The 24,139-nt window shown below is 73.2% G+C and carries 18 protein-coding genes and 2 pseudogenes; 7 read left to right on the top strand and 13 right to left on the bottom strand.

Annotated features, from left to right (window positions below):
- Window positions 1–40 precede the first annotated feature (40 nt).
- Window positions 41–2,260, top strand: coding sequence for a catalase (locus AC0VX2_RS00855; protein ID WP_396729228.1), 2,220 nt, complete (start codon window positions 41–43; stop codon window positions 2,258–2,260).
- 117 nt (window positions 2,261–2,377) lie between these two features.
- Here AC0VX2_RS00855 and AC0VX2_RS00850 read toward each other — a convergent pair whose 3' ends face one another.
- Window positions 2,378–3,667 (bottom strand): adenylosuccinate synthase, encoded by a 1,290-nt coding sequence (locus tag AC0VX2_RS00850; RefSeq protein ID WP_098094805.1) that lies wholly within the window; start codon window positions 3,665–3,667, stop codon window positions 2,378–2,380.
- 136 nt (window positions 3,668–3,803) lie between these two features.
- Here AC0VX2_RS00850 and AC0VX2_RS00845 point away from each other — a divergent pair, with 136 nt between their 5' ends.
- Complete coding sequence (locus AC0VX2_RS00845; protein ID WP_122054886.1) at window positions 3,804–4,355, top strand: hypothetical protein; 552 nt, start codon at window positions 3,804–3,806, stop codon at window positions 4,353–4,355.
- Between the two features lie 21 nt (window positions 4,356–4,376).
- Here AC0VX2_RS00845 and bioD read toward each other — a convergent pair whose 3' ends face one another.
- The 7 genes and pseudogenes from bioD to AC0VX2_RS00810 all read right to left on the bottom strand — a co-directional run.
- Complete coding sequence (gene bioD, locus AC0VX2_RS00840; protein ID WP_020624969.1) at window positions 4,377–5,084, bottom strand: ATP-dependent dethiobiotin synthetase BioD; 708 nt, start codon at window positions 5,082–5,084, stop codon at window positions 4,377–4,379.
- On the bottom strand, window positions 5,066–7,537 hold the full coding sequence (locus tag AC0VX2_RS00835; RefSeq protein WP_223247495.1) for an aminotransferase class I/II-fold pyridoxal phosphate-dependent enzyme: 2,472 nt from the start codon (window positions 7,535–7,537) through the stop codon (window positions 5,066–5,068). The genes bioD and AC0VX2_RS00835 overlap by 19 nt, the downstream gene beginning before the upstream one ends.
- Entirely contained in the window at window positions 7,534–8,922 is a 1,389-nt protein-coding gene (bioA, locus tag AC0VX2_RS00830; RefSeq protein WP_122054884.1) for an adenosylmethionine--8-amino-7-oxononanoate transaminase, read from the bottom strand. Before bioA ends, AC0VX2_RS00835 begins: the two co-directional genes overlap by 4 nt.
- 7 nt (window positions 8,923–8,929) lie before the next feature.
- On the bottom strand, window positions 8,930–10,165 hold the full coding sequence (bioB, locus tag AC0VX2_RS00825; RefSeq protein WP_144819926.1) for a biotin synthase BioB: 1,236 nt from the start codon (window positions 10,163–10,165) through the stop codon (window positions 8,930–8,932).
- 106 nt (window positions 10,166–10,271) lie between these two features.
- Complete coding sequence (locus AC0VX2_RS00820; RefSeq protein ID WP_122055055.1) at window positions 10,272–10,664, bottom strand: hypothetical protein; 393 nt, start codon at window positions 10,662–10,664, stop codon at window positions 10,272–10,274.
- Between the two features lie 110 nt (window positions 10,665–10,774).
- On the bottom strand, window positions 10,775–11,368 hold the full coding sequence (locus tag AC0VX2_RS00815) for a GNAT family N-acetyltransferase (RefSeq protein WP_223247570.1): 594 nt from the start codon (window positions 11,366–11,368) through the stop codon (window positions 10,775–10,777).
- A 63-nt stretch (window positions 11,369–11,431) separates the two neighbouring features.
- Window positions 11,432–11,637: pseudogene (locus tag AC0VX2_RS00810) on the bottom strand (transposase); the annotation flags it as partial.
- A gap of 97 nt (window positions 11,638–11,734) precedes the next feature.
- Here AC0VX2_RS00810 and AC0VX2_RS00805 point away from each other — a divergent pair.
- Window positions 11,735–12,964, top strand: a pseudogene (locus AC0VX2_RS00805) (short-chain fatty acid transporter); the annotation flags it as partial.
- Between the two features lie 178 nt (window positions 12,965–13,142).
- Here the strand turns inward: AC0VX2_RS00805 and AC0VX2_RS00800 are convergent.
- Both AC0VX2_RS00800 and AC0VX2_RS00795 read right to left on the bottom strand, forming a co-directional pair.
- Entirely contained in the window at window positions 13,143–13,784 is a 642-nt protein-coding gene (locus AC0VX2_RS00800) for a thymidine kinase (protein ID WP_010079593.1), read from the bottom strand.
- A gap of 8 nt (window positions 13,785–13,792) precedes the next feature.
- Window positions 13,793–14,236, bottom strand: coding sequence for a DUF3151 domain-containing protein (locus AC0VX2_RS00795; protein ID WP_129867025.1), 444 nt, complete (start codon window positions 14,234–14,236; stop codon window positions 13,793–13,795).
- Window positions 14,237–14,410: 174 nt separating this feature from the next.
- On the opposite strand from AC0VX2_RS00795, the gene AC0VX2_RS00790 reads away from it, so the two are divergent.
- Window positions 14,411–15,631 carry a hypothetical protein gene (locus AC0VX2_RS00790; protein ID WP_141843450.1) on the top strand — a complete coding sequence of 407 codons (1,221 nt, stop codon included), beginning with the start codon at window positions 14,411–14,413 and terminating at the stop codon, window positions 15,629–15,631.
- A 66-nt stretch (window positions 15,632–15,697) separates the two neighbouring features.
- Here AC0VX2_RS00790 and aceB read toward each other — a convergent pair whose 3' ends face one another.
- Complete coding sequence (gene aceB, locus AC0VX2_RS00785; RefSeq protein ID WP_080772563.1) at window positions 15,698–17,461, bottom strand: malate synthase A; 1,764 nt, start codon at window positions 17,459–17,461, stop codon at window positions 15,698–15,700.
- A gap of 33 nt (window positions 17,462–17,494) precedes the next feature.
- Window positions 17,495–18,802: an isocitrate lyase gene (gene aceA, locus AC0VX2_RS00780; RefSeq protein WP_012750705.1), complete on the bottom strand. Its 1,308-nt coding sequence runs from the start codon at window positions 18,800–18,802 to the stop codon at window positions 17,495–17,497.
- Between the two features lie 268 nt (window positions 18,803–19,070).
- On the opposite strand from aceA, the gene AC0VX2_RS00775 reads away from it, so the two are divergent.
- Window positions 19,071–20,537 (top strand): helix-turn-helix domain-containing protein, encoded by a 1,467-nt coding sequence (locus tag AC0VX2_RS00775; RefSeq protein WP_044658650.1) that lies wholly within the window; start codon window positions 19,071–19,073, stop codon window positions 20,535–20,537.
- Between the two features lie 59 nt (window positions 20,538–20,596).
- Here the strand turns inward: AC0VX2_RS00775 and fbaA are convergent, their stop codons facing one another.
- On the bottom strand, window positions 20,597–21,619 hold the full coding sequence (fbaA, locus tag AC0VX2_RS00770; RefSeq protein WP_060974268.1) for a class II fructose-bisphosphate aldolase: 1,023 nt from the start codon (window positions 21,617–21,619) through the stop codon (window positions 20,597–20,599).
- A 196-nt stretch (window positions 21,620–21,815) separates the two neighbouring features.
- Between fbaA and AC0VX2_RS00765 the strand changes: the two genes are divergently transcribed.
- Window positions 21,816–23,171: a lipase family protein gene (locus AC0VX2_RS00765; protein WP_377663016.1), complete on the top strand. Its 1,356-nt coding sequence runs from the start codon at window positions 21,816–21,818 to the stop codon at window positions 23,169–23,171.
- A 51-nt stretch (window positions 23,172–23,222) separates the two neighbouring features.
- Entirely contained in the window at window positions 23,223–24,119 is an 897-nt protein-coding gene (locus AC0VX2_RS00760) for an SMP-30/gluconolactonase/LRE family protein (RefSeq protein WP_020626752.1), read from the top strand.
- Window positions 24,120–24,139 lie beyond the last annotated feature (20 nt).

Raw genomic sequence — 24,139 nt, 5'->3', positions numbered from 1 at the left:
CGGCACCGCGCGGCACGTCGACACCACAGGAGCAGACGCGATGACCACCCAGCAGCCCGACATCCCCGGCACGCCGGGGCCGATCACCCCCGACCTCGAGGAGCACACCGCCCTCACCCACCCGGACCAGCCCGTGGCCGCGCCGGCCCCGGACCAGCGCGGTCCGGCACAGGTCTCCCCCACCGGCCAGGACACCGGCGCCGACCCCGCGACCGCCGCGCAGGGCTGCCCGTACCTGACCACCGCGCACGGCGTCCGCCTGCAGGACTCGGACCACTCGCTCAAGGCCGGCCGCCGCGGCCCCACCCTGCTGCAGGACCACCACCTGCGGGAGAAGCTCAGCCACTTCGACCACGAGCGCATCCCCGAGCGCGTGGTCCACGCCCGCGGCGCCGGCGCCCACGGCGTGTTCCGCGGCTACGGCACCGCCGCGAAGATCAGCCGGGCCGGGCTGTTCGCCAAGGACAAGGAGACGGAGGTGTTCGTCCGCTTCTCCACCGTGGCCGGCTCCCGCGGCTCCATGGACCTGGCCCGCGACACCCGCGGCTTCGCCACCAAGTTCTACACGGACGAGGGCACGTGGGACCTGGTGGGCAACAACATCCCCGTGTTCTTCGTGCAGGACGCCATCAAGTTCCCGGACGTGGTGCACTCGGTGAAGCCGCACCCGGACCGCGAGATCCCGCAGGCGCAGTCCGCGCACGACACGTTCTGGGACTTCGTGTCCCTGCACACCGAGGCCCAGCACCACACCCTGTGGAACATGTCCGACCGCGGCATCCCGCGCTCCTACCGCATGATGGAGGGCTTCGGCGTCCACACCTACCGCCTGATCGCGGCGGACGGCTCCACCGTGCTGGTCAAGTTCCACTGGAAGCCGATGCTCGGCGTGCACTCCGTGACCTGGGAGGAGGCGCTGCTCACCAACGGCATGGACCCGGACTTCCACCGGCGTGACCTCGCCGACGCGATCGAGGCCGGCGCCTTCCCCGAGTGGGAGCTCGGCGTGCAGGTGTTCGAGGACAACGAGGAGCAGATGTTCGAGGGCATCGACCTGCTCGACCCCACGAAGCTGGTCCCGGAGGAGCTCGCCCCCGTGCAACCCCTCGGCCGCATGACGCTGAACGCCAACCCTTCCAACTACTTCGCGGAGACGGAGCAGGTGGCCTTCAACCCGGCCAACCTCGTGCCCGGCATCGACGTCACCAACGACCCGCTCCTGCAGGGCCGCCTCTTCTCCTACCTGGACACGCAGCTCACCCGCCTCGGCGGGCCGAACTGGACCCAGCTGCCCATCAACCGCCCGCACGCCCCGGTCAACGACATGCTGCGTGACGGCTTCCACCAGAGCGCCGTGCATCGCGGCGTGGCGCCGTACCGGCCCAACTCGCTCGACGGCGGCCTGCCGTACGAGACCCCCGCGGACGACCACGCGTTCATCGAGCACCCGGAGCCGCTGCCGGCGTCGGTGAAGGAGCGCGCGCACGCCGCCTCCTTCGACGACCACTTCTCGCAGGCGCGCCTGTTCTTCCTCTCCCTCTCCGAGGTGGAGCGCGAGCACGTGGCGCAGGCGTACACGTTCGAGCTGGGCAAGTGCTACGAGCAGACCATCCGCGAGCGCCAGCTGGCCCACCTCGCCGCGATCGACACGCGACTGGCCCAGCAGGTCGCGGACGGCCTGGGCATCCCCGTTCCCGCGCCGACCGAGACCCCGGCCGACGTGCAGCCCTCCCCCGTGCTGTCCCAGATCGGCGGGGCGTGGCCGCTCGACGGCCGTCAGGTCGGCGTCGTGGTGGGCGAGTCCGTGGACGAGAAGGAGCTGGACGCCCTCGTGCAGGGCATCCACGGTGCGGGCATGGTCCCGCTGGTCATCGCGCCGAAGGGCGGCCCCGTGGCCGGGGAGATCGTGGCCCAGCGGACCTACCTGACCGCCGCGTCCATCGAGCTGGATGCCGTGGTCGTGGCCTCGCCGGCGGCCCCCGCCGCTGACGCCGCCCCCAGCCTGGACCAGAAGGCCGGCGCCGCCGACTCCGAGGCGGTGGACCCGCGCGTCGTCAAGGTGCTGCAGGAGATGTGGCGCCACTCCAAGGCGATCCTCGCCCTCGAGCCGGCGGAGGCCGTCCTCGCGGCCGCCCAGGTGTCCGGCAAGGGCGTCGAGTCCGCGGCGGACGGCGCCTCCGCCGTCAGCCGGCTGACGGATCTGCTGCCCGCGCACCGCGTGTGGGAGCGCTTCCCGACCACGGGCCGCCTGGCCGACTGACCCGGCGAACCCCCGGGCGCTTTCGAACGTGAGATAGGCCCTATCTCACGTTCGAAAGCGCCCATTCGCCCTCTTTCACGTTCGAAAGTGCAGGCGGGGGAGGGGCGGTGGGCCGGGTCAGTCCTGGATGAGGTCCCGGACCTGGACCACCTGGTCGCGGCCCGGGCCCACACCGATCGCGGAGATCCGGCACCCGGAGAGCTTCTCGAGGGCCTCTACGTAGCGCTGGGCGTTCAGCGGCAGGTCCGTGAACGCGCGGGCGCCCGAGATGTCCTCGGTCCACCCGTCGAAGAGCTCGTAGACCGGCTTCGCGTGATGGAACTCGGTCTGAGTCATGGGCATGCGGTCGTGGCGCACGCCGTCCACCTCGTAGGCCACGCACACCGGGATCTTCTCGATGCCGGTGAGCACGTCCAGCTTGGTGAGGAAGTAGTCCGTGAAGCCGTTGATCCGCGCGGCGTAGTGCGCCATGACGGCGTCGTACCAGCCGGTGCGCCGCGGGCGGCCGGTGTTCACGCCGAACTCGCCGCCGGTGGTGCGCAGCTGCTCGCCCATCTCGTCGAAGAGCTCCGTGGGGAACGGGCCGGCGCCGACGCGCGTGGTGTAGGCCTTCACGATGCCGATGGTCCGGGAGAAGCGGGTGGGGCCGATGCCCGCGCCCACGGCCGCGCCGCCGGCGGTCGGGTTGGACGAGGTCACGAACGGGTAGGTGCCGTGGTCCACGTCCAGGTAGGTGGCCTGGCCGCCCTCCATGAGCACCACCTTGCCCTCGTCCAGGGCGTCGTTGAGCAGGTTCACGGAGTCCACGACCATGGGGCGCAGGCGGTCCGCGTAGCCCAGGAAGTACTCGGCGATCTCGTCCACGGTCACGGCGCGGCGGTTGTAGAGCTTCACCAGCAGCTCGTTCTTCTGCCGCAGGGCGCCCTCGATCTTCTGGCGCAGGATCGACTCGTCGAAGATGTCCTGCACGCGGATGCCCAGGCGGGCCACCTTGTCCATGTAGGTGGGGCCGATGCCGCGGCCGGTGGTGCCGATCGCGCGCTTGCCCAGGAACCGCTCGGTCACCTTGTCCATGGTCTGGTGGTACGGCGCCACGAGGTGGGCGTTGGCGGAGATCTTCAGGTGCTCGCACGAGTGGCCGCGGGACTCGAGCCCGTCGATCTCCTCGAACAGCGCCTCCAGGTTCACCACCACGCCGTTGCCGATCACCGGCACCGCGTTGGGCGAGAGGATGCCGGCGGGCAGCAGCTTGAGCTCGAACTTCTCCCCGTTGACGACGACGGTGTGCCCGGCGTTGTTGCCGCCGTTCGGCTTGACGACGTAGTCCACTCGCCCGCCCAGCAGGTCGGTGGCCTTGCCCTTGCCCTCGTCGCCCCACTGGGCTCCGACGATCGCGATCGCTGGCATCTGCATCTCTCCTCAGGGCCGCGGGTCGTCCCGGACCGGCCCGTACATGGAAAACGCCCCCTTGCGGTGCGCACGGAGGCCGTACCCCCGAATCCTACCAGCGTGACGGATGCCACCCCCTGGCTACGCTGGCGCCATGAGCACCGCAGCGCCCGGCACCCAGCACTCGGACTTCGCCTCCCCGACCCCCACCCGCAAGGGCCCGAGCGTGGGCACGTGGCGCCCCTGGGCCGTGCTGCCGTGGGCGCTGGCCCTCCTCGCGCTGCCCTTGATCGCGCTCGCCCTGCGCTCCAACTTCGGCGCGAACGGCTGGATGACGGTCATCTACATGGTCTTCGGCGCCCTGCCCCACGAACTCGCCCTCGTGCTCATGGTGGGGAGCCTGTTCCTCCTGCCCCGCGTGAACCCGCAGGATGAGCAGCGGGGCGGCATCCGGCTGGGGCGCCTGCTGCACACGCTGTTGGGCATCTCCTGGGGGTCCTTCGCGCTGGCCGCGATCATCTTCCCCGACGGCGGCGACCACCCGGACTCCGGCGCCACGACCCCGGTGCTCATGGACCTGCTCGGCAAGAGCACCGCGATGGACGTCGGCCTCGTGGGCGGCCTCGCCCTCGTGGCCGTCAGCGCCCTCACCGGTCTCGCGGTGATCGTGGTGTGCGTGGTGCGGCGGATCCGCGCCGTTCGCTGAGCACGCTCCCGACGACGGCGGTCAACGCACCGACATGACGCGCGGCGGGGTGCCCCGCGGCACCGTCTCCAGCACCGCCCCGTGGGCGCCGGCCAGGCGGGCCAGGAACACGAGGTTGGCCCGCTCGACGGGGTCTGGGTCCGCGGCCACGCCGCTGACGAGGATCCGCTCCGGCGCCACGCCACGGGCGGCGGCGTGCTCCACCGTGAGGCGCGCGTGGTTCTGCGTGCCCAGCCCGGGGCGCGCCACGACCGTCAACCCCGCGTCGAGCCCGGCCGCCCGCAGCGCGCGCACGGCGTCCACAGGCCCCTCGTCGGCCTCGGTCCACGCCACGGTGATCCCGCCGGCGCCCTCGATGAGCAGGTGGTCGACGCCCGCGGCGAGGCCACGCCACCGGCCCAGCTGCTCACCCAGAGGCGGCAGAGGGGGCGTCCCCTCCCCCGCGTGGGCGACCGCGTCCACGGGGGCCATCGCGGGGCCGACCCGCGCCCCCTCGGACACGGTCAGGCGGGCCGGAGCGGCGGCGTCGAGCGCGCCGGATGCGGCGGCCGCGGCCACCAGGTCCCGGACGGTCTCGACGTCGCCGGCCTCCCCCGGTGCGACGCCCGTCTGCACCGGCTTGTCCACGTGCACGCGGAGCCCGGCCACCAGGGCACGGGCCGCGAGCGCGGCGGTGCCCCACGTCTTGCCGACGTCCGTGTCCGTGCCGGTCACGACCTCGATGCGCATGTGTCCACTCCACTCTGCTCGATTCGGATGTCCTCGCCGCCGTGCCACGGTCCGGGCGTCACGAGCACGTGCTGCGGCGCCTGGAAGGAGAGCAGGCGCAGCCACGTCGCCGGCGGCCCGGTGAGCCGGGCGTCCGGCAGCAGGCGGGCGACCTCGCGGACCACGAGGGCGGTCTCGAGCTCCGCGAGCCCGGCCCCGAGGCAGCGATGCAGGCCGAAGCCGAAGGCGAGCCGGGCGTCGTCGTGCTGTTCGCCGCTGAGGTGCAGCAGGAGCTCGTCGCCGGCGCGGACCTCGTGCTCGCCGACGCGGACGTCCGCCGTGGCGAGGCGCCGCCAGGTGGGCACCGAGGAGCTCGTCCGGAGGCACTCGGCCACGAGCTCGGCCGCGGCCGCCTCCGCCGCATCGGCTCCGGCGCCCCCGTCCGCCCCGGCGCCGAGCGCGGCCCAGCGGGCGGGGTCGGCCAGGGCGCGGGTGAGCGCGGTGGAGATGAGCAGCCGGGTGGTCTCCTGCCCGGCGATCACCAGGAAGTAGCCGAGGGAGACGATCCGCTCGTCGTCGACGCCGGCCTCGTGCAGCGCCGCGAACAGGTTGCCGGGCTGTGCGTCGTCCCCGCGCGCCTCGACGACGGCCCCGCGCAGCCACCGGTGGAAGTCGGCGGCGGAGCGGGCGAGCCGCAGCTGGCGGTCCTCGTCCGGCCAGCCCCAGAACAGTTCGAGGGAGTCGGCGCTCCAGCGGTGCAGCTGCGCCTCGGGCGGGTTGGGCACGCCGGTCAGGGCGGACATCACGCGCGCCGGGACCGCTGCCGCCACGGTGGTCGCCAGGTCCACGGCCCCGCCTGCGCGGCCGGTGTCTGCGAGGGCGGCCGTGAGGGCCGTCCGGGTGGTCGCGAGGATCCGGCCGCGGGCTTCGCGCACCTTCGCCGGGGAGAAGAACGGCGCCACGACGCGACGCACCGCCCGGTGCTCCTCCCCGCCGGCGGAGGCGAGCACGGGCGGCAGCCGGAAGCGGGCGGCGGCGAGGATGCGGCGGGCCGGGCCGCTCAGCGGGACGACCGCCGTGAGGGCGTTGTCCGAGGCGAACGTCCCGGGGTCGGTGAGCACGCGCCGCAGGTCGGCGGGATCGGAGATCCGCAGGTGGTCGCCGCGCACGGCCTCCGGCCGCGGGTCGCCGTGGGCGAACGGGCAGCCCGTGGACGCGCCCCACGCCCGGGCGGCCACGCTCGCCACCGCCTCCAGCGCCGCCCGCAGCCGGGGCTCGGGGACGGCGGTGGTCACGCTCACGCGGAGGCGGGCGATGCCGTCGGGCACGCTGGGCGGGCGGAAGCATCCCACGAGGACGCCGTGCGCGCGCAGCTCCGCGGCCGCGGCGACGGCCTGCTCCGGTCCGGGCATGCGGATCGAGTGGACGGCGCCCGCCCCGACCTCCACGTGCCCGGCCAGCTCGGTCCGGCGGGTGAAGACGTCCACGGCCGTCTCCCGGGCCCGCGCGAGCCGTGCCGCGGGCTCCCCCGTGGCGGCGATCCGGCAGGCGGCCGCCGCGGAGGCGGCGAGCACGGGGGCCAGGGCCGTGTCGAAGACGAAGGTGCGGGCGGTGTTGAGCACGTGGTCGCGCCAGGACCGCGCGGCGGGCCCGCCGAACAGGGCCAGACCGCCCTGGCCGCCGAGGGCCTTCGAGCAGGTGGCGGTGACCACGACGGGCGCCTGCCCCGCCCACAGTCCCAGGGCGCCCGTGCGGCTGCCGCCGGGGACCACGCCGAGCGAGTGGGCCTCGTCCACCACGAGCAGGGCGCCGTGTTCGGCGGCCAGGGCGGCCAGGGCAGGCAGGTCGGCCTCGTCCCCCAGCACGGAGTACAGGGACTCGACCACCAGCACGATCCGTCGCGCCCGCCCTTCGGCGCGCAGCCGGCCGAGGGCGGCCCGGAAGGCGGGCACGCTGTTGTGCTCCACCGTGGTGACCGACGCGCCCGGCAGGGGGGCGAACGCCCCTGAGCGGGCGGTGGCGGCGAGGGCGGTGCCGTCGCGCAGGCTCGCGTGGGCGTGCTCGTCCAGGAGGAAGGCAGTGCCCGGCCCGGCCAGGGCGCCGAGGACGCCGAGGTTCGCGGTGTAGCCGGAGGAGAAGGCGAGGGCGGCATCCGCGCCGGCCAGCGCGGCGGCGGCGGACTCGAGGTCGGCGTGCGCGGGATGCGTCCCCGTGACGACGCGGGAGGCCCGCGCCCCGACCGGTCCCTCGGTGGCGACGCGCGCGGCGGCGGCCCGCACGTCCGGGTGGGCGGCCAGGCCCAGGTAGTCGTTGGCGGCCAGGTCCACGACGTCCGACGACGGCGCGCCCGGCTCCGGCGGTTCGGCGCGGCGCTCCAGGCCGCGGCGCGCGCGGACGGCGGCCCGGGAGCCCAGCCACGAGGACCAGGGGTCGGCGGGCGTGCTCGTGGCCGCGCCGGCCTCGGCGGTGCTCATGCGCAGACCTCCTCGACGGCCCCGGTGACGGCCGCGCAGATCGTGGCGACGTCGTCGTCGGTGCTCACGTAGGGCGGCATCACGTACACCAGCCGCCGGAAGGGGCGCACCCACGCACCGCGGGCGACGGCGGCCCGAGTGACGGGCTCGACGTCCACGGTCCGGTCCAGCTCCACGACGCCGACCGCACCCAGGACCCGTACGTCGGTGACCGCGGGCAGGTCGGCGGCCGCCGCCAGCCCGGCGCGCAGCCCGGCCTCGACGCGGGGCACCTGGGCGGCCCAGCCGTCGCGCGGGTCGGTGAGCAGGTCGAGGGACGCGGAGGCGACCGCGCACATCAGCGGGTTGCCCATGAACGTGGGCCCGTGCAGGAGAGCCCCGGGCATGCCCCGTTCCCGCCGGGAGACCGTCTCGGCGACCTCGGCGGTGCACAGCATGGCCGCGCCCGTCATGGTGCCGCCGGTGAGCGCCTTGCCGAGGCACAGCACGTCCGGGGCGACGCCGGCCCCTTCGCACGCGAGCCAGCGGCCGGTGCGGCCGAAGCCAGTGGCGATCTCGTCGGCGATGAGCAGGAGCCCGTGCTCGTCGCACAGCTCGCGCAGCACGGTGAGGCAGCGCGGGTCGTAGACGCGCATGCCCCCCGCCCCCTGGAGCACGGGTTCAAGGATCACGCCGGCGATCTCGTCCGCATGCGCGGCGGTGAAGGCGCGGGCCTCGTCCTCCCACGCGGCGAGGGCGGCGTCGTCGGCCTCCCAGTGGCCGGCCGGAGCGGCGTCGGGTGCCGTGGGTGCCGCGGCGAAGCCCTCGGGCACCCAGCGTGCCGCCGGCGGGCGGGGCAGGAACAGATGCCGAGCCACGAGCGAGGTGAAGGCCGCGTGCATGCCGTCCACGGGATCGCACACGCCCATGGGCGCGGCGGTGTCCCCGTGGTAGCCGCCGCGGACCGTGAGGAATCGGCGGCGGCTGGGCCGGCCGCGCGTCGCCTGGTACTGGAGGGCGAGCTTGAGCGCGACCTCCACCGAGACCGAGCCGGAGTCGGCGAGGAACACGTGCTCGAGCGCGGCGGGGGTGTGCGCGACGAGCCGTTCCGCCAGGTCGACGGCGGGCGCGTGCGTGAGCCCGCCGAACATGACGTGCGGGAAGGCCGCGGCCTGCCGGGTCAGGGCCTCGACGAGCGCGGGGTGCCCGTGCCCGTGCACCACGGACCACCAGGACGCCATCGCGTCGATGGCGCGGTGACGCTCCCCGCCCGGCCCCTCGAGGTCGAGGTGGACGCCCCGGGCACCGCGCACGGCGTAGAGCTGGCGGGCGCCGGCGGCCCCGTAGGGGTGCCAGAGGTGGGCGGCGTCGCGGTCGAGGAGGCCGGCTTCAGCGGGGGCGGTCACGGCGCGTTCAGGCGTTGGCGGGCTCGGCCGTGCCCGCGCCCCGGCGGCGCAGCTCGGGCTTCACGGTGCCCTCGGCGCCCGTGTCGGGTCGGGCGTCCTCCGCGGCCCCGGCCTCCGAGGCGACGGCCGCACCGGAGCCGCACGAGCCGGCGCCGTCCGTGCCGGCGCAGCAGCCGCCGGCCGGGGCGCCGTCGTCGGCCGTGGCCCGCCGCGCACGCTCCTCGGCGCCGAGCACGGTGAAGCCGGCGTCGGCGATCATCTGCAGATCCGCCTCGGCGTCCTGGCCCTCGGAGGTGAGGTAGTCGCCGAGGAAGATCGAGTTGGCCACCTGCAGGCCGACCGGCTGCAGGGAACGCAGGTGCATCTCGCGGCCGCCGGCGATGCGCAGCTCCTTGTCCGGGCAGGCCAGGCGGACCATGGCGAGGATCCGGAGGCACTCGAGCGGGGTGAGCTGCTGGTGGCCCTGCAGCGGGGTGCCGTCGAAGGGCATGAGGAAGTTGACGGGGATGGAGTCGGAGTCCAGGTCGCGGAGCGCGAGGACGGCCTCGACGAGCTGCTCGTGCGTCTCCCCCATGCCCGCGATCAGGCCGCTGCAGGAGGACAGGCCGGCGGCGCCGGCCCGCTGCACGGTGTCCACGCGCTGCTCGTAGGTGTGGGAGGTGCAGATGGACTCGTAGTGGGACTCGGCCGTGTTGAGGTTGTGGTTGTAGGCGTCGACGCCGGCGTCCTTGAGCTTCTCGGCCTGACCGTCCTTGAGGAAGCCGAGGCACGCGCACACCTCGACGTCCGGGTGCTGGGCCTTGAGGTCGCCGACCATGCCGGCCACGCGGTCGACGTCGCGGTCCGTGGGACCGGTGCCGGAGGCCACCATGCACACGCGCGAGGCGCCGCCGGCGATGCCCAGGCCCGCCTGGCGGACGGCCTCCTCCGGCTTGAGCCACGTGTAGCGCAGGATCTCGGCCTCGGTGCCGAGACGCTGGGAGCAGTAGGTGCAGTTCTCCGGGCAGAGGCCGGTCTTGAGGCTGACCAGGTAGTTGACCTTGACCGTGCGGCCGAAGTGCTTCTCGCGCAGGCGCGAGGCCGCCGCGACGATGCGGAACGTGTCCGCGTCCGGGGCGTCCAGCACAGCGACGGCCTCTTCAGCGGTGAGGCGGTGGCCCGCCTCGACGCGGTCCACGAGGGCCTCGGGGTCGAGGGCGGCGGGGCGGGGGTCGACGGCGGCGGCGTCCTGGGTGGCGGTCATGCGGGCCTCTTCGGTGGGCGGGGCTCGGCCCCGGGCGGGTCTGACCCGAGGGACTCTAACAGTGTTCATTGAACAGTGTTCAGGAGCGGGGGCCATGACCCCGACGTCAGCGCCTGCGCCGGTCCAGAGGGACCGGCTCGGGCCGGGGCTGCTCCTCGAGCGTCGTCGTCGCCGCGAGGATGCCGTGGGCGGCGGCAGCGAGCACCGCGCCGAGCAGACCGGCCACGACCGCCCGGACGCCGGCGTCGTCGATCGCGTTCAGCACCAGCCCCGGAATGACCGCGGCCCCCATCAGCAGCATCACCCACGCGGTGGAGCCGGCTCCGGCGTCAAACACGTTGCGGCGAGCCTGCTCCGCCTCGACCCGGTGATGCACCCCTCGCAAGGCGAGCATCGCCCCGAGGGCCGTGACGGCCACCAGCGTCAAACCCCACCCCAGTCCCAGATCCTGCCGCAGCCCCGCGAACACACCAGCCGAACCCACCAGGGCAGGTGCCACACCGATGCGCCACCGCCACTCACGCTCATTCCCCACCCGGCTCACAGCCCCCTGCTGGCACACGGCCCTCGGCGGTGGAGCGGCAGATCATGCGGTCGTGGCCGCCGGGATCACTCCTGCGTAAGGGGCGAATGGAACTCCGAGGCGAGCATCGCGTAGGTGGCACCATCCACCCAGCCGCGCGTGAGATGCAGAGACTCCTCCTTGAACGTGCCCTCGTGACGCATCCCCACCTTCTCCATGATGCGCAGACTCGGAGCGTTGTCCGCGAAGGCATGAGCCTCCACGCGTCGCACACCCAGATCGTCGAACGCGAAGCCCAGCAGGGCTCGCGCAAGCTCGGTGCCATAGCCCTGCCCGGCCTGGCGCGGATCGATCGTCCAGCCGATCTCGGCCTGGGCGTCCCGGCCTTCCTCCCGCGGGCCGCCCTGACTCCACGCGTCCCGCACCGCGACCTTCCCGACACCGACAATGACGTCTCCGGCCCGCACGGTGAGGCGGTCCCCCGCCCCGAGGTAGGACTCGCGCAGCGCGTTCTCACTCTCCGGGCGGCCGGAGGTCCACGACCACACCTGCTCGAGACGGCAGAAGCTCCACACGGCGGGCGCATCGAGACCCCGGAACGGAGTGAGGGTCAGCCGGCGGGTCCGCAGCGGGAAGCAGACGCCTCGACTCGCGGCGAGCTCCAGGAGAGGGGTGGCCATGACAGACAGGGTACGAACAAGAGTCCTCGAGTCAGCCCCCGGACAGACCAGTGCCCACACCCTGCGTCGATGCCAGGTCCACGCGGTCTGCCAGGGCCCGTTGACCTCGGGCAGATCCCGCCACGGAGTCCCGCACCTGCACCGGCAGATGATCGCTTCGACCATCGTGCGGACATCCGAGAAGGGTCGACCCTGCCGGCCCGTGCGGTCTGGAGCAGCGGGGCGATCAGCTCCGATCGGGCGTCGGAGACGACGTGCAACCGGGACATGGCTCCCCGGATCTCAGCGGGTCCCTGGAGCCATTCTCAGACACGCCCTAGGCCATCTCCAGCGCCGAGGCCCGCCTCACAACAGAGGAGGTCCTCGCTGCTCACTCCGGCCGGGCCGGCCGACGTCGTCGTGGGCTGGGGTGACGGCCTGTCCGGACTGCTGGCGTTCATCACGCAGATGGCGCTCGTGCTCATGCTCGGCCACATCCTGGCGAACACCGGCCCGGTGCGCCGCCTGCTCGCCCGGCTGGCCAGCATTCCCCGCACGCCCCTGGCCGCCTACATCTTCGTGTTCGTGGTGGCGGCGGCGGCCTCCCTCATCACGTGGGGCCTGGGCCTGGTGGTCGGTGCGCTGCTGGCCAAGGAGGTCGCGGCGCAGGCTCGTGAGCGCGGGCTGGTCCTGCACTTCCCGATGCTGGTGGCCGCCGGGTTCTCCGGGTTCGTGGTGTGGCACATGGGGTACTCGGGCTCCGGCCCGCTGACGGCCGCCACCCCCGGTTCATTCCTCACGGAGAGCCTGGGCGGCCGGACGGTCCCGGTCTCGGAGACCACCTTCTCCTGGTGGAACATCACCGCCGCCGTGGTGACCGTGCTCGTCGTGGCCCTGGCCCTGTTCCTCGTCGCCCCGCGCGCCGGGGACCGGATCGTGGAGCTGGAGATCGACGCGCGGGACCAGGACGCGGTGTCCGCACCGGAGATCGAGACGCCGGCGGACCGTCTCGACGCCTCCCGTGTCCCCACGCTCCTCGTCGGCGCCATGCTCGTGATCTATCTGGTGATGCACTTCGTCGGCGGCGGCACCCTCACCCTGGACATCGTCAACTGGTCCTTCCTCGCGCTGATCCTGCTGCTGGTGCGCAGCCCGCACGAGCTGATCGGCCTCACCCAGTCGGCCGCGTCCAACGTGGGCGAGATCCTGCTGCAGTTCCCCCTCTACGCGGGCATCCTCGGCATGATGACGACCACCGGCCTGGTGGCGGTGCTCTCGGACGCCTTCGTGGCGATCTCGAACCCGGTGACGTTCGGCCTGCTGGCGTTCCTGGCCGCGGGCCTCGTGAACTTCTTCGTCCCCTCCGGCGGCGGACAGTTCGCCGTGCAGGGCCCGATCATGCTCCAGGCCGGCGACGCGCTCGGCGTGGACCCGGCCATCACCATCATGGCCGTCTCCTACGGCGACCAGTGGACCAACATGATCCAGCCGTTCTGGGCGATCCCCCTTCTGGCGATCGCCGGCCTGAAGATGCGCGACATCCTGGGGTACACCACGGTCGTGCTGCTCGCGTCGGGGCTCGTCTTCGGCGGCACACTCCTGCTCGTCTCGCTCTGAGCCGGCCGGCCGATGCGGGCCGGGTCCGGACAGACGAAGGACCCCGGGATCACCGGGGCCCTTCGCCTGTCATCACTCGCACCTTCATCACTCGCACCTCGATGAAGTGGTTCCACCGTACGAACCGAGCATGGGCGCAGCCGTCACGCAGCCTGGCAGTTGCCTGGCAATGGCCGCCTCAGCCCAGGGCACCGCCGGACTCGGCCAGGTAGCACGTGCCGCACAGAGACTCGTAAGTCACCTGAACACCGTCGATCGCCACCTGGTCCCCCTCGAACACGAAGTGCTCGGCGCCCGTGGCCGGGTCCACGACCTTGCGCGTGTTGAACACCGCCTTCCGGCCGCACCGGCAGATGGTCTTCAACTCTTCGAGGGAGTGCGCCAGTTCCAGCAGCCGCGCGGAGCCCGGGAAGGAGCGGGTGCGGAAGTCGGTGCGCAGTCCGTAGGCGATCACGGGGACGCCGTCGAGCACGGCGATGCGCAGCAGGTCGTCCACCTGCGCCGGCTCGAGGAACTGTGCCTCGTCCACGAGCAGACACGCCACGGGCGGGGCCTCCACGTGCCCCACGAGGGCGTCCGGGTCGTCACCGGTGGCGTGCCGGCGGAACAGCTCCCGCACGTCCGCGCCCGCCGGGACGAGGAAGTCCACGGCGCGGGTCACACCGAGGCGGGAGACGACGTCGCCCTCCCCCTTCACGTCCACCTCCGGCTTGGCCAGCAGCACCCGCTGGCCGCGCTCCTCGTAGTTGAAGGCGGCCTGCAGCAGGCCCGTGGACTTGCCGGAGTTCATGGCCCCGTAGCGGAAGTAGAGCTTGGCCACGGCTCCGCTCAGCCCTGGGCGCGGCCCTGGTCGGCCTCGATCTGCTCTGCGGCCGTGGGGTCCGAGTCCCGCAGGAAGGTGCGGATGCGCTCGACCTCCTCGGACTCCCCGATCCCGGCGGCCGCGCGGCCCAGCGCGTACAGGGCGCGCAGGAAGCCGCGGTTGGGCTCGTGGGCGTACGGCACCGGGCCGGCGCCGCGCCACCCCGCCCGGCGCAGCGCGTCCAGACCCCGGTGGTAGCCGACGCGGGCGTACGCATAGGAGTCCACGGTCCGGCCCTCGACCCACGCGTCCTCCGCCATGAGCGCCCACACCAGGGAGGACTCGGGCGCCACCGGCACGATGTCCTCGGGCAGGTCACCTGCCTCGAGCCGGGCCAGCACCTCCGGCTCCTCCGGCAGGCGCGTGGCCGGCGGCTCCATCAGGTTCTTGCCGATCAGGGACTCGGACATGGGATGCCTCTTCTCCTCGCGGACGATGCGGTCGCGGCCGAGTCTATCGACGGCGCCGGACGCCGGACGGATCGCCGTCCCCGCGTCCAGGACGGTCCGGTACCGTAGGCGCAGCGTCCGTCCGCAGCCCCACGCTCCCGGGGCCGGGCCGCCGATGCCGTCGAAGGAGCCTCCATGACCCACCCCGCGCCCGCCCGCCGCCGTGCCCCGCTGGCCGTCGGCGTCGCCGCCCTCGCCCTCGCCCTGGCCGGCTGCGGCTCGGCCGGCCAGTCCGGTGAGCCCGCCTCGTCGACCGCCGCGGCGCCCAGCGGATCGGCGGCCTCGGCCGCGGCCGGCTCGGCCACGGAGAGCCCCACCGACCCCGCGTCCGCCGCGGCGTCCCGCGTCCGTGAGGCCCTCGCGTCGGAGTCCGCCGAGGGCACCCCGCGCGCCGAGCCGCGTCAGGCGTTCGAGACCGTCGGCCCGGGCATCAAGGACGGCGCCGCCACCGAGGCCTGGAAGAACACGGCGGCGGTCCGCAACGACACCGTCTCCGTGATGGACTGCACGCGCGACGTCCTGGACCAGCGCACCCTGGACGCCGTCGCCACGCACATCCCGGACAGCTCGAACATCGAGATCGTGCAGCTGTTCGCCTCGCAGGACGAGACCCACGAGTTCCTCACCTGTGTCTACAACGGCTACTTCGAGTACAGCCCCGGCATGCCCCTGGCGCAGGTCCACTACCAGCACAACCTCGACGGCTCCCGCCTGGAGTGGTGCCAGGAGGAGCCCGCCGCCGTGGCGGACGAGTACACGTTCGACCCGAAGACCGGCAAGGGGCTGCTCGCCCTGCTCCGTCCGGGCATGGTCGGCGGCCAGGACGGCGCCCCCCTGCTGCCCCAGCGCACCGCGTGGGCCTGCTCCGAGGACGGCAGCGAGATGGTCTCCGTGACCATGGGCTCCATGGAGGGCTTCGGGGACGCCAACGGCGGCCTCACCCAGGTGAAGAACTCGCCGGTCGCGCAGAGCACCACCCTCGTCACCGAGACCCGCGACCACCTCGCGGACACCGTGCTGAAGGACGCCGGTGAGTTCCAGGAGGTCATCAAGCTCAGCTCGCCGTTCTTCCTGAACGCGCAGATGGACGAGGAGACCCTGGCCCAGGCCCGGGAGATCCCCACCGGCCGCGTGCCCGACGAGCTGCTGAACAACCAGTCCACGATCGACCGCCCCGAGGGCGCCCCCGGCCCCGTGGCCCCGGGCCAGCCGCCGCGGCCGTTCCAGGGTGCCGCGCGGGAGGCCGCCGAATCCCAGCGGGCCGCGGAGGCGTCCGCCTCGGCGTCGGCCAGCCCGTCACCGACGAAGTCGGCTTCGGCCTCGGCCTCGCCGTCCCCCTCCACGTCCGGGGACTGACGTCCCGGCACGACGACGGCCGGTCACCTCGTGAGGTGACCGGCCGTCGTCGTGGGGCCCGGCGGATCAGGCCTTCGCCGCGGCGTCGTCCTGACCGGCGAAGTGCCGGCGGTACGCGCCCAGGGTGAGGAACGCCGGGTACTCCGGCGGCAGGGCCGACTCGCAGAACACGCGCACCGCGTCCTCGAACCGGTGGCCCTCGGGCAGCGGGCCGGCGAGGATCCGAGCGTGCTCCTCGCGGATCAGCTGCTCCATCCAGCCGCGGTTGGCGGTCCGCACGCCGCCCTCGGTCAGCTGCACACCGGTGCCGTTGTGTGCCCACTGCCAGATCTGGGACCGGGAGATCTCCGCCGTGGCGGCGTCCTCCATGAGTCCGTGGATCGCGGCGGCGCCGTTCCCCCGCAGCCAGGACTCGATGTAGCGGATCCCGACCTCGATGTTCATCCGCACGCCGGCCTCGGTCACCGAGCCCGTGGTCGCGGCGACGTCGAGCAGGGCGGCCTCGTCCGGCACCACGTCCTCGCGGCGGCGGGTGCGGATCTGGTTCGGGGCCTCGCCGAGCACGGCGTCGAACTCCTCCCGGGCGACCGGCACGAGGTCCGGGTGCGCCACCCACGAGCCGTCGAAGCCGTCGCCGGCCTCGCGGGCCTTGTCCGCGCGCACCTTCTCCAGCGCGGCGGCGTTGGCCTCCTCGTTCCGGCGGTCCGGGATCACGGCGGACATGCCGCCGATCGCCGAGGCGCCGCGCCGGTGGCAGGCCCGGACCAGCTGCTCCGTGTAGGCCCGCATCATCGGCTGGGTCATGGTCACCTCCGAGCGGTCCGGGAGGACGAACTCGGCCCCGCGGTCCCGGAAGTTCTTGATGATGGAGAAGATGTAGTCCCAGCGGCCGGCGTTGAGGCCCGCGGCGTGGTTGCGCAGCTGGTACAGGATCTCCTCCATCTGGAACGCCGCGGTGATCGTCTCGATCAGCACGGTGGCCCGGATGGTGCCCTGGGGGATGCCCAGCTCGTCCTGCGCCGCCACGAACACGCAGTTCCACAGCCGCGCCTCGAGATGGGACTCGAGCTTGGGCAGGTAGAAGTACGGGCCGTGGCCGCGGCGGATCAGCTCGTCGGCGTTGTGGAAGAAGTACAGGCCGAAGTCCACGAGGGCGCCGGCCATCGGCTCGCCGTCCACGCGGATGTGGTCCTCGAGGAGGTGCCAGCCGCGCGGGCGGACGATGATGGTCGGCCGGTCCGTGAGCTCGCGCTCGCGCAGCCGGTACTCCTTGCCCTCGGGGGAGGTGAAGTCGATCTGGTCGCGGATCGCGTCGAACAGGTTGACCTGCCCGTCCAGCATCCGGTCCCAGGACGGCGTCGAGGAGTCCTCGAAGTCGGCGAGCCAGCCCGAGGCGCCCGAGTTGAGGGCGTTGATCGTCATCTTCCGATCCACGGGGCCGGTGATCTCCACGCGGCGGTCCTGCAGGCCGGGGGCCAGCGGCGCCACACGCCAGGAGTCGTCCTCGCGGACCCGGCGGGTGGACCGCAGGTAGTGCGGGTTCCAGCCGTCGGTGATGCGGCGCCGGGTGTACTCCCGCTCCTCGAGCAGCCGCCGGCGGCGGTCCTCGGCCAGCCGGTGCAGGCGGCCGAGGAACGCCAGCGCCTCGTCCGTGAGGATCTCGGCCTGCCGCCCGTCGACCGGCCCGTGGACGGTCACCACGGGGGCGGCGCCCTCGGGGATGACGACGGGGATGGCCTGGGTGCTCACGTCATGCGGCAGGGGCGTGTGCTCCCGAACGTCGTCGGCATGGATCTCGTGCAGGGTGGGGGTCGTGGTCTGCGGGCTCATGGGACTGCCTCCTCGCGGTCTCGGCTGAGCGGATCAGTGGAACTGGCCGGACTCCGTGGAGCCCGCCAGGGCCACCGTGGAGCTGTCCGGGTTGATGGCGGTGGACACGGCGTCGAAGTAGCCGGTGCCGACCTCGCGCTGGTGCTTGGTCGCGGTGTAGCCGCGGGCCTCGTCGGCGAACTCGCGCTCCTGCAGCTCGACGTACGCGGACATCTGGCGCTCGTTGTATCCCTTGGCCAGGTCGAACATCGAGTGGTTCAGGGCGTGGAAGCCGGCCAGCGTGATGAACTGGAAGGTGTAGCCCATGGCGCCCAGCTCGCGCTGGAACTTGGCGATGGTGTCGTCGTCGAGGTTCTTCTTCCAGTTGAAGGACGGCGAGCAGTTGTAGGCCAGCATCTGGTCCGGGAACTCGGCCTTGACGGCCTCGGCGAACTTCCGGGCCAGCTCGAGGTCCGGCGTGCCGGTCTCCATCCAGATCAGGTCCGCGTGGGGGGCGTAGGCCTTGGCGCGGGCGATGCAGGGCTCGACGCCGTTGCGGACCTTGTAGAAGCCCTCCGCGGTGCGCTCACCGGTGATGAACTCGGCGTCGCGCTCGTCCACGTCCGAGGTGATCAGGGTGGCCGCCTCGGCATCGGTGCGGGCGATGATCACGCTGGGCACGTCGGCGACGTCGGCGGCCAGGCGGGCGGCGTTGAGCGTGCGGATGTGCTGGCCGGTGGGGATGAGCACCTTGCCGCCGAGGTGGCCGCACTTCTTCTCGGAGGCCAGCTGGTCCTCCCAGTGCACACCGGAGGCGCCGGCGGTGATCATCGACTTCATGAGCTCGTAGGCGTTGAGCGGGCCGCCGAAGCCGGCCTCGGCGTCGGCCACGATCGGCACGAGCCAGTCCTCGACGCTGCTGACGCCCTCGGCGTGCTCGATCTGGTCCGCGCGCAGCAGGGCGTTGTTGATGCGGCGCACCACCTGCGGCACGGAGTTGGCCGGGTACAGGGACTGGTCCGGGTACGTGTGGCCGGAGAGGTTGGCGTCCGCGGCGACCTGCCAGCCGGAGAGGTAGATGGCGCGCAGCCCGGCCTTGACCTGCTGGACGGCCTGGTTGCCGGTGAGGGCGCCGAGGGCGTTGGTGAACTCACCGCGGGCGTTCTCGTCCTTCAGCTGGGTCCACAGCTTCTCGGCGCCGCGGCGGGCCAGCGTGTGCTCCTCCTGGATGCGGCCGCGGAGACGGACGACGTCCTCGGCGGTGAAGCTGCGCTCGACGCCGGCCCAGCGGGGGTTGTTGTCCCAGTCGTGCTGGAGCTGTTCGGCGGAGGCGGGAGTGGAGTGGTGGGGCTGGGTGGTCATGGCGTCCTCCTGAGGATCGGTCCGGTTCGTGAAGGGTTCGGTGCGACGTGTCCGTCGCTGCCGTTGACATCCACCTTGGCCCCGGGCAAGGCCCTCTGGAGCACAAAATCGGTGGAAACTCCGGCCGTTCCTGCCACTGGGTCAGAACGTGACAGTCCTTGCGCCCCCATGTGGCATGGATCACGGCAACGGCCCCCCGCTTGTCAAGAATGTGACTTTCTTTCCGAAACACGTGATCTCCTCCCCGGTTCCGTCTACAGTTCCGCGCATGATGACCCGCCCGCTTCCCGAGGACAGCGCGACCGTGGACACCGTCGCGCTGGGCCGCCGCGTCCGGCACCTGCGCAAGCAGGCCGGCCTCACCCTGGACCAGCTCGCGGAGCGCACGGGAGTCAGCGGCTCGCACCTGTCCCTCGTGGAGAACGCCCGCCGCGAGCCGCGGCTCTCGCTGGTCCAGCGGATCGCGGAGGTCCTGGGCGTGCCGGTCGAGGACCTGCTGACCGGCCGGGCCCCCACCCGTCGGGCCGAACTGGAGATCGAGGTCGAACGGTTCGCGCGCTCGGAGCACTACGCCTCCCTCGGCCTGCCGCCGCTGCGCATCGGGCCCCGCACCCCCACCGAGGTCCTCGAGGTGATCGCGGGGCTGGAGGCCGAGCTGCGCCGTCGTCTGGAGGAGCAGGCCGCCACGCCCGAGGAGGCGCGCCGCGCCAACGCCCAGCTGCGCGCCCGGATGCGCGCGGTGGACAACCACTACCCCGATCTCGAGGCCGAGGCGCATCGACTGCTCGACGCGATCGGCCACACGGGCGGGCCGCTGGGCCTGCACGCGGTCTCGGAGCTGGCCGAGCACCTCGGCTTCACCCTGCGCTTCGTCCCGGACCTGCCGCACTCCACGCGCTCCGTCACGGACCTCAAGCACGGGCGCATCCACATCAGCGGCTCCCGCTCCTCGGACCACGACCGCCGCACCGTGGTGCTCCAGGCCCTCGCCGCCGCCGTCCTGGGCCACGGCGAGCCGCGGGACTACGAGGACTTCCTCGCCCAGCGTGTGGCGGTGAACTACCTGGCGGGCGCGCTGCTCATGCCGCAGCGGGCGGCGTCGTCGCTGCTGCGGGCCGCCCAGAAGCGCCGGGACCTGTCCGTGGACGACCTGAAGGACGCGTTCGGCGTCTCCTACGAGGCCGCCGCGCACCGGTTCACCAACCTGGCCACCGTGGACCTGGGCATCCGCTGCCACTTCCAGAAGGTCCACGAGACCGGGGTGATCCACAAGGCCTACGAGAACGACGGGATCGTGTTCCCCGCCGACCACACCGGTGCGATCGAGGGCCAGCAGGCGTGCCGGAAGTGGGGCGCACGGCAGGCCTTCTCCCGCAACGACCGGTTCCGCGCCCACACGCAGTACACGGACTCGCCCAACGGGACGTTCTGGTGCACCTCGATGATCGAGAACGGCCCCGACGGGCTGTTCGCCCTCTCCGTGGGCACCCCGTTCGAGCATGCCCGGTACTTCCGCGGCGCGGACACCCGCCACCGGGTCACCTCCACGTGCCCCGATCCGCGCTGCTGCCGCCGCCCCGACCCCGAGCTCGAGGCCGCGTGGGGCGGGCACGTGTGGCCCGCGGCCCGCATGCACGCGCATCTGCTGGCGGCCATGCCCACGCAGACCTTCCCCGGTGTGGACGAGCGTGAGGTCTTCGAGTTCCTCCAGGCCCAGGAGGAGCGGGAGGGCTGAGGACGACGCCGGCCCGCACCCTCACGCGAGGGTGCGGGCCGGCGCGGCGGACGGCGGGGTCAGCCGATGCTCTTGCCGGCCGAGTTCAGCTCGGTGCAGGCCTGGACCACGCGGGCGGCCATGGCCTCCTCGGCCTTGGCGCCCCACACGCGGGGGTCGTACTGCTTCTTGTCGCCGACCTCGCCGTCGACCTTCAGGACGCCGTCGTAGTTCTCGAACATGTGCCCGGCCACCGGGCGGGTGAACGCGTACTGGGTGTCCGTGTCCACGTTCATCTTCACGACGCCGTACTCCACCGAGTCGGCGATCTCCTGGGCGGCGGAGCCGGAGCCGCCGTGGAACACGAGGTCGAACGGGCGCTCCTTGCCGAACTTCTCGCCCACGGCCTGCTGGATCTCCTGCAGGATCTCCGGGCGCAGCTTCACGTTGCCCGGCTTGTAGACGCCGTGCACGTTGCCGAAGGTCAGCGCGGTGAGGTAGCGACCGTGCTCGCCGAGGCCGAGGGCCTCCACCGTGGCGATGCCGTCCTGGACGGTGGTGTAGAGCTTCTCGTTGATCTCGTGGGCCACGCCGTCCTCCTCGCCGCCCACGACGCCGATCTCCACCTCGAGGATCTGCTTGTTGGCGTGGGTGCGGGCGAGCAGCTCGCGGCCGATCCGCAGGTTCTCCTCGAGGGTCTCGGCGGAGCCGTCCCACATGTGGGAGTTGAAGATCGGGTCGCGCCCGGCCTTCACCTCGGCCTCGGAGGCGTCCAGCAGGGGCAGGACGAAGCCCTCGAGCTTGTCCTGGGGGCAGTGGTCCGTGTGCAGGGCGATGTTCACGGAGTACTTCTTGGCGACCTCGCGCGCGAACGCCGCGAAGGCCAGCGAGCCGGCGACCATGTCCTTCACGGAGGAGCCGGAGAAGTAGGCGGCGCCGCCGGTGGAGACCTGGATGATGCCGTCCGAGCCGGCCTCGGCGAAGCCGCGGATGGCGGCGTTCAGGGTCTGGGAGCTGGTGACGTTGATCGCCGGGAAGGCGAAGGCGCCGTTCTTGGCGGCGTCGATCATCTCGGCGTACTTCTCCGGGGATGCGATGGGCATGCTGCAGCTCCTAGGCGTCGTCGACTCGGGCAGGCGGGGGAGCGCGGCGGACGCGCCGCCCTCGGGCTCATCCTATCCGCGCGGCCGGACCCGCCCCAGGGTCCCGGACCCGACGGCGCCGCCGGCCTGGGCACGGCCCCGCCGCCGGCCTAGGATGAGCTGCGTCACATTCGCATCCGAGAGACCGGAGACCGCCATGGCCCCCGCCCACCGCCCCTCCCGCCCCCTCGCCCTGGCCGCCGCCCTGGCTGTCGTCGCCGGGTTCGGCGCGCCACACGCGGCCCTGGCCCAGGAGTCCGCCCCGGCCCCCGACGCGCCGGAGGTGAGCTCCGCCGTCGAGGACCTCTCGCAGCCGGCCACGGCGGCCGAGGACGCCCGCTGGAACGCGGCCCGGGACGCCCTGGCGGCCGCCTCGGCCGACAACCCCTTCTACCTGCCGCCCACCGTCGTGCCCGCGACCCCCGGCGCCCTGATCCGCACCGAGCCCACCGCCTTCTACCTGGACCCGGTGCGGCTGGTGCAGGTGCCGGCGCACGCCACGCGCATCATGTACGCCTCGCAGGACGCCCAGGGCCGACCCATCGCCGTGACCGGCACCGTGCTGACCCCCACCGCCCCGTGGACGGGCGGCGGCGAGCGCCCCGTGATCAGCTACGCAGTGGGGACCCAGGGGGCGGCGGACCGCTGCGCCCCCTCCCGCACCCTCTCCACCGGCGTGCAGTACGAAGGCGTGGGGATCACCTCCCTGCTGAGTCGCGGCCACGCCGTGGTCGTCACCGACTACGAGGGCCTGGGCACCCCGGGCACGCACACCTACATGGTCCGGGAGGCCCAGGCGCACGCCGTCCTCGACGCGGTGCGCGCGGCCGCCCAGGTGTCGGGGTCGGGCGTCACCGCGACCGCGCCGGTCGCGCTCGCGGGCTACTCGCAGGGCGGCGGGGCGGCCGCGGCCGCCGCCGAGCTCGCGTCCGACTACGCCCCGGAGCTGGACCTCAAGGGCGCCTACGTGGGCGCCCCGCCGGCCGACCTCGTGCAGGTCGCGGACCGGATCGACGGCGGCCTGTACGCGGCCTTCCTGCTCTACGCGATGGCCGGGCAGCTCGCCGCGTACGACGTGGACCCGGCCACGCATCTCAACGAGACCGGCCTGACGGCCCTCGCCGGCGCGGCCGAGACCTGCATGGTGGGCGGCCTCGCCTACGCGCACCTCGACTCCGCCACACTGACCCACACGGGGCAGGACTTCCCTGAGCTCGTCCGCTCCGATGCCGAGCTGGCCGGGATCCTCGCCGAGCAGCGGATCGGCGCACCGGGCCGCCGTCCGGACGTGCCGGTGATGATCGCGCACTCCGTCACGGACGACGTCATCCCGTACCGCACCGGCCGCGACCTGGGCCGCCGCTGGTGCGCGGAGGGCGCGCGGGTGCGTTTCGACCCGCTCCTCACCCCGACCCACGTGGGCGGCCACGTGGCCTCGCTGCCGCGGATGGGGGCGTTCCTGGACGCGACCCTCGCCGACCGCTGGACCGCCGACTCGTGCGGGTGGTTCTGAGCCTCGGCTAGCGTCGGGGCCAGGACCGTCCCGCCCACCGAAGGAGCAGTCATGCGCGCCGAGCAGGTCACCGATCCCATCGCCTACCACGGCGAGGGCCCCGTCTGGGCCGCCTCGTGGGGCAGCGCCGCCGAGGGCGTGACCGCCGGCGGCGGCCTGCGCTGGGTGGACATGCTCGCCGGGGACGTCCTGTCCCTGCGCACCGACGGGACGGTGGACCGCACGCACGTCGGCGACGTGGCCGCCGCGCTGCGCCCGCGTGCGGGGGGTGGCGCCGTCGTCGCGGTGGAGCGGGGCTTCGCCCTGATCTCGCCCGAGGGCGAGCTGACGACGCTGCCCGAGCTGTGGGGCGCGGACGCCGGGATCCGGATGAACGAGGGCGGCTGTGACCCGGACGGCCGGTTCCACTGCGGCACCATGGCGTACGCCAAGACCCCCGGCGCCGCGAACCTCTACCGGCTCGCCCCCGGCCCCGACGGCGGCGCCGGCGAGGTGGACGTCGTGCTGACCGGCGCGACGACGTCCAACGGCCTCGAGTGGAGCCCGGACGGCACGCGGGCCTACTACAACGACACCCCCACACGGCAGGTGGCCGTGTTCGACTACTCCCGCGAGGAGGGCCTGACGAACCGCCGCGTGCTCGTGGACGTGCTCGACGGCGAGGGCAAGCCGGACGGGCTCACCGTGGACGCCGAGGGCGGGATCTGGGTGGCCGTGATCAGCCACGGGCAGATCCACCGGTACACGCCCGAGGGGACGCTCGACGAGGTGGTGGAGGTGCCCGTGCAGAAGACCACGGCGTGCACCTTCGGCGGCGACGACCTCGGCACCCTGTACATCACCACCTCCTGGGAGAACCTGGAGCGCGGCGAGGACCCGCTGGCCGGGGCCCTGTTCGCCGTCCGCCCGGGGGTGACGGGCCTGCCGGCCCGCCCCTTCGCGGGCTGAGGCCGTCACGCCGCACATCG

The sequence above is a fragment of the Micrococcus sp. iso_239 genome (assembly GCF_056173395.1).
Note: the sequence above shows the minus strand (reverse complement) of the source record. Positions and strands in the feature narration are given on the sequence as shown.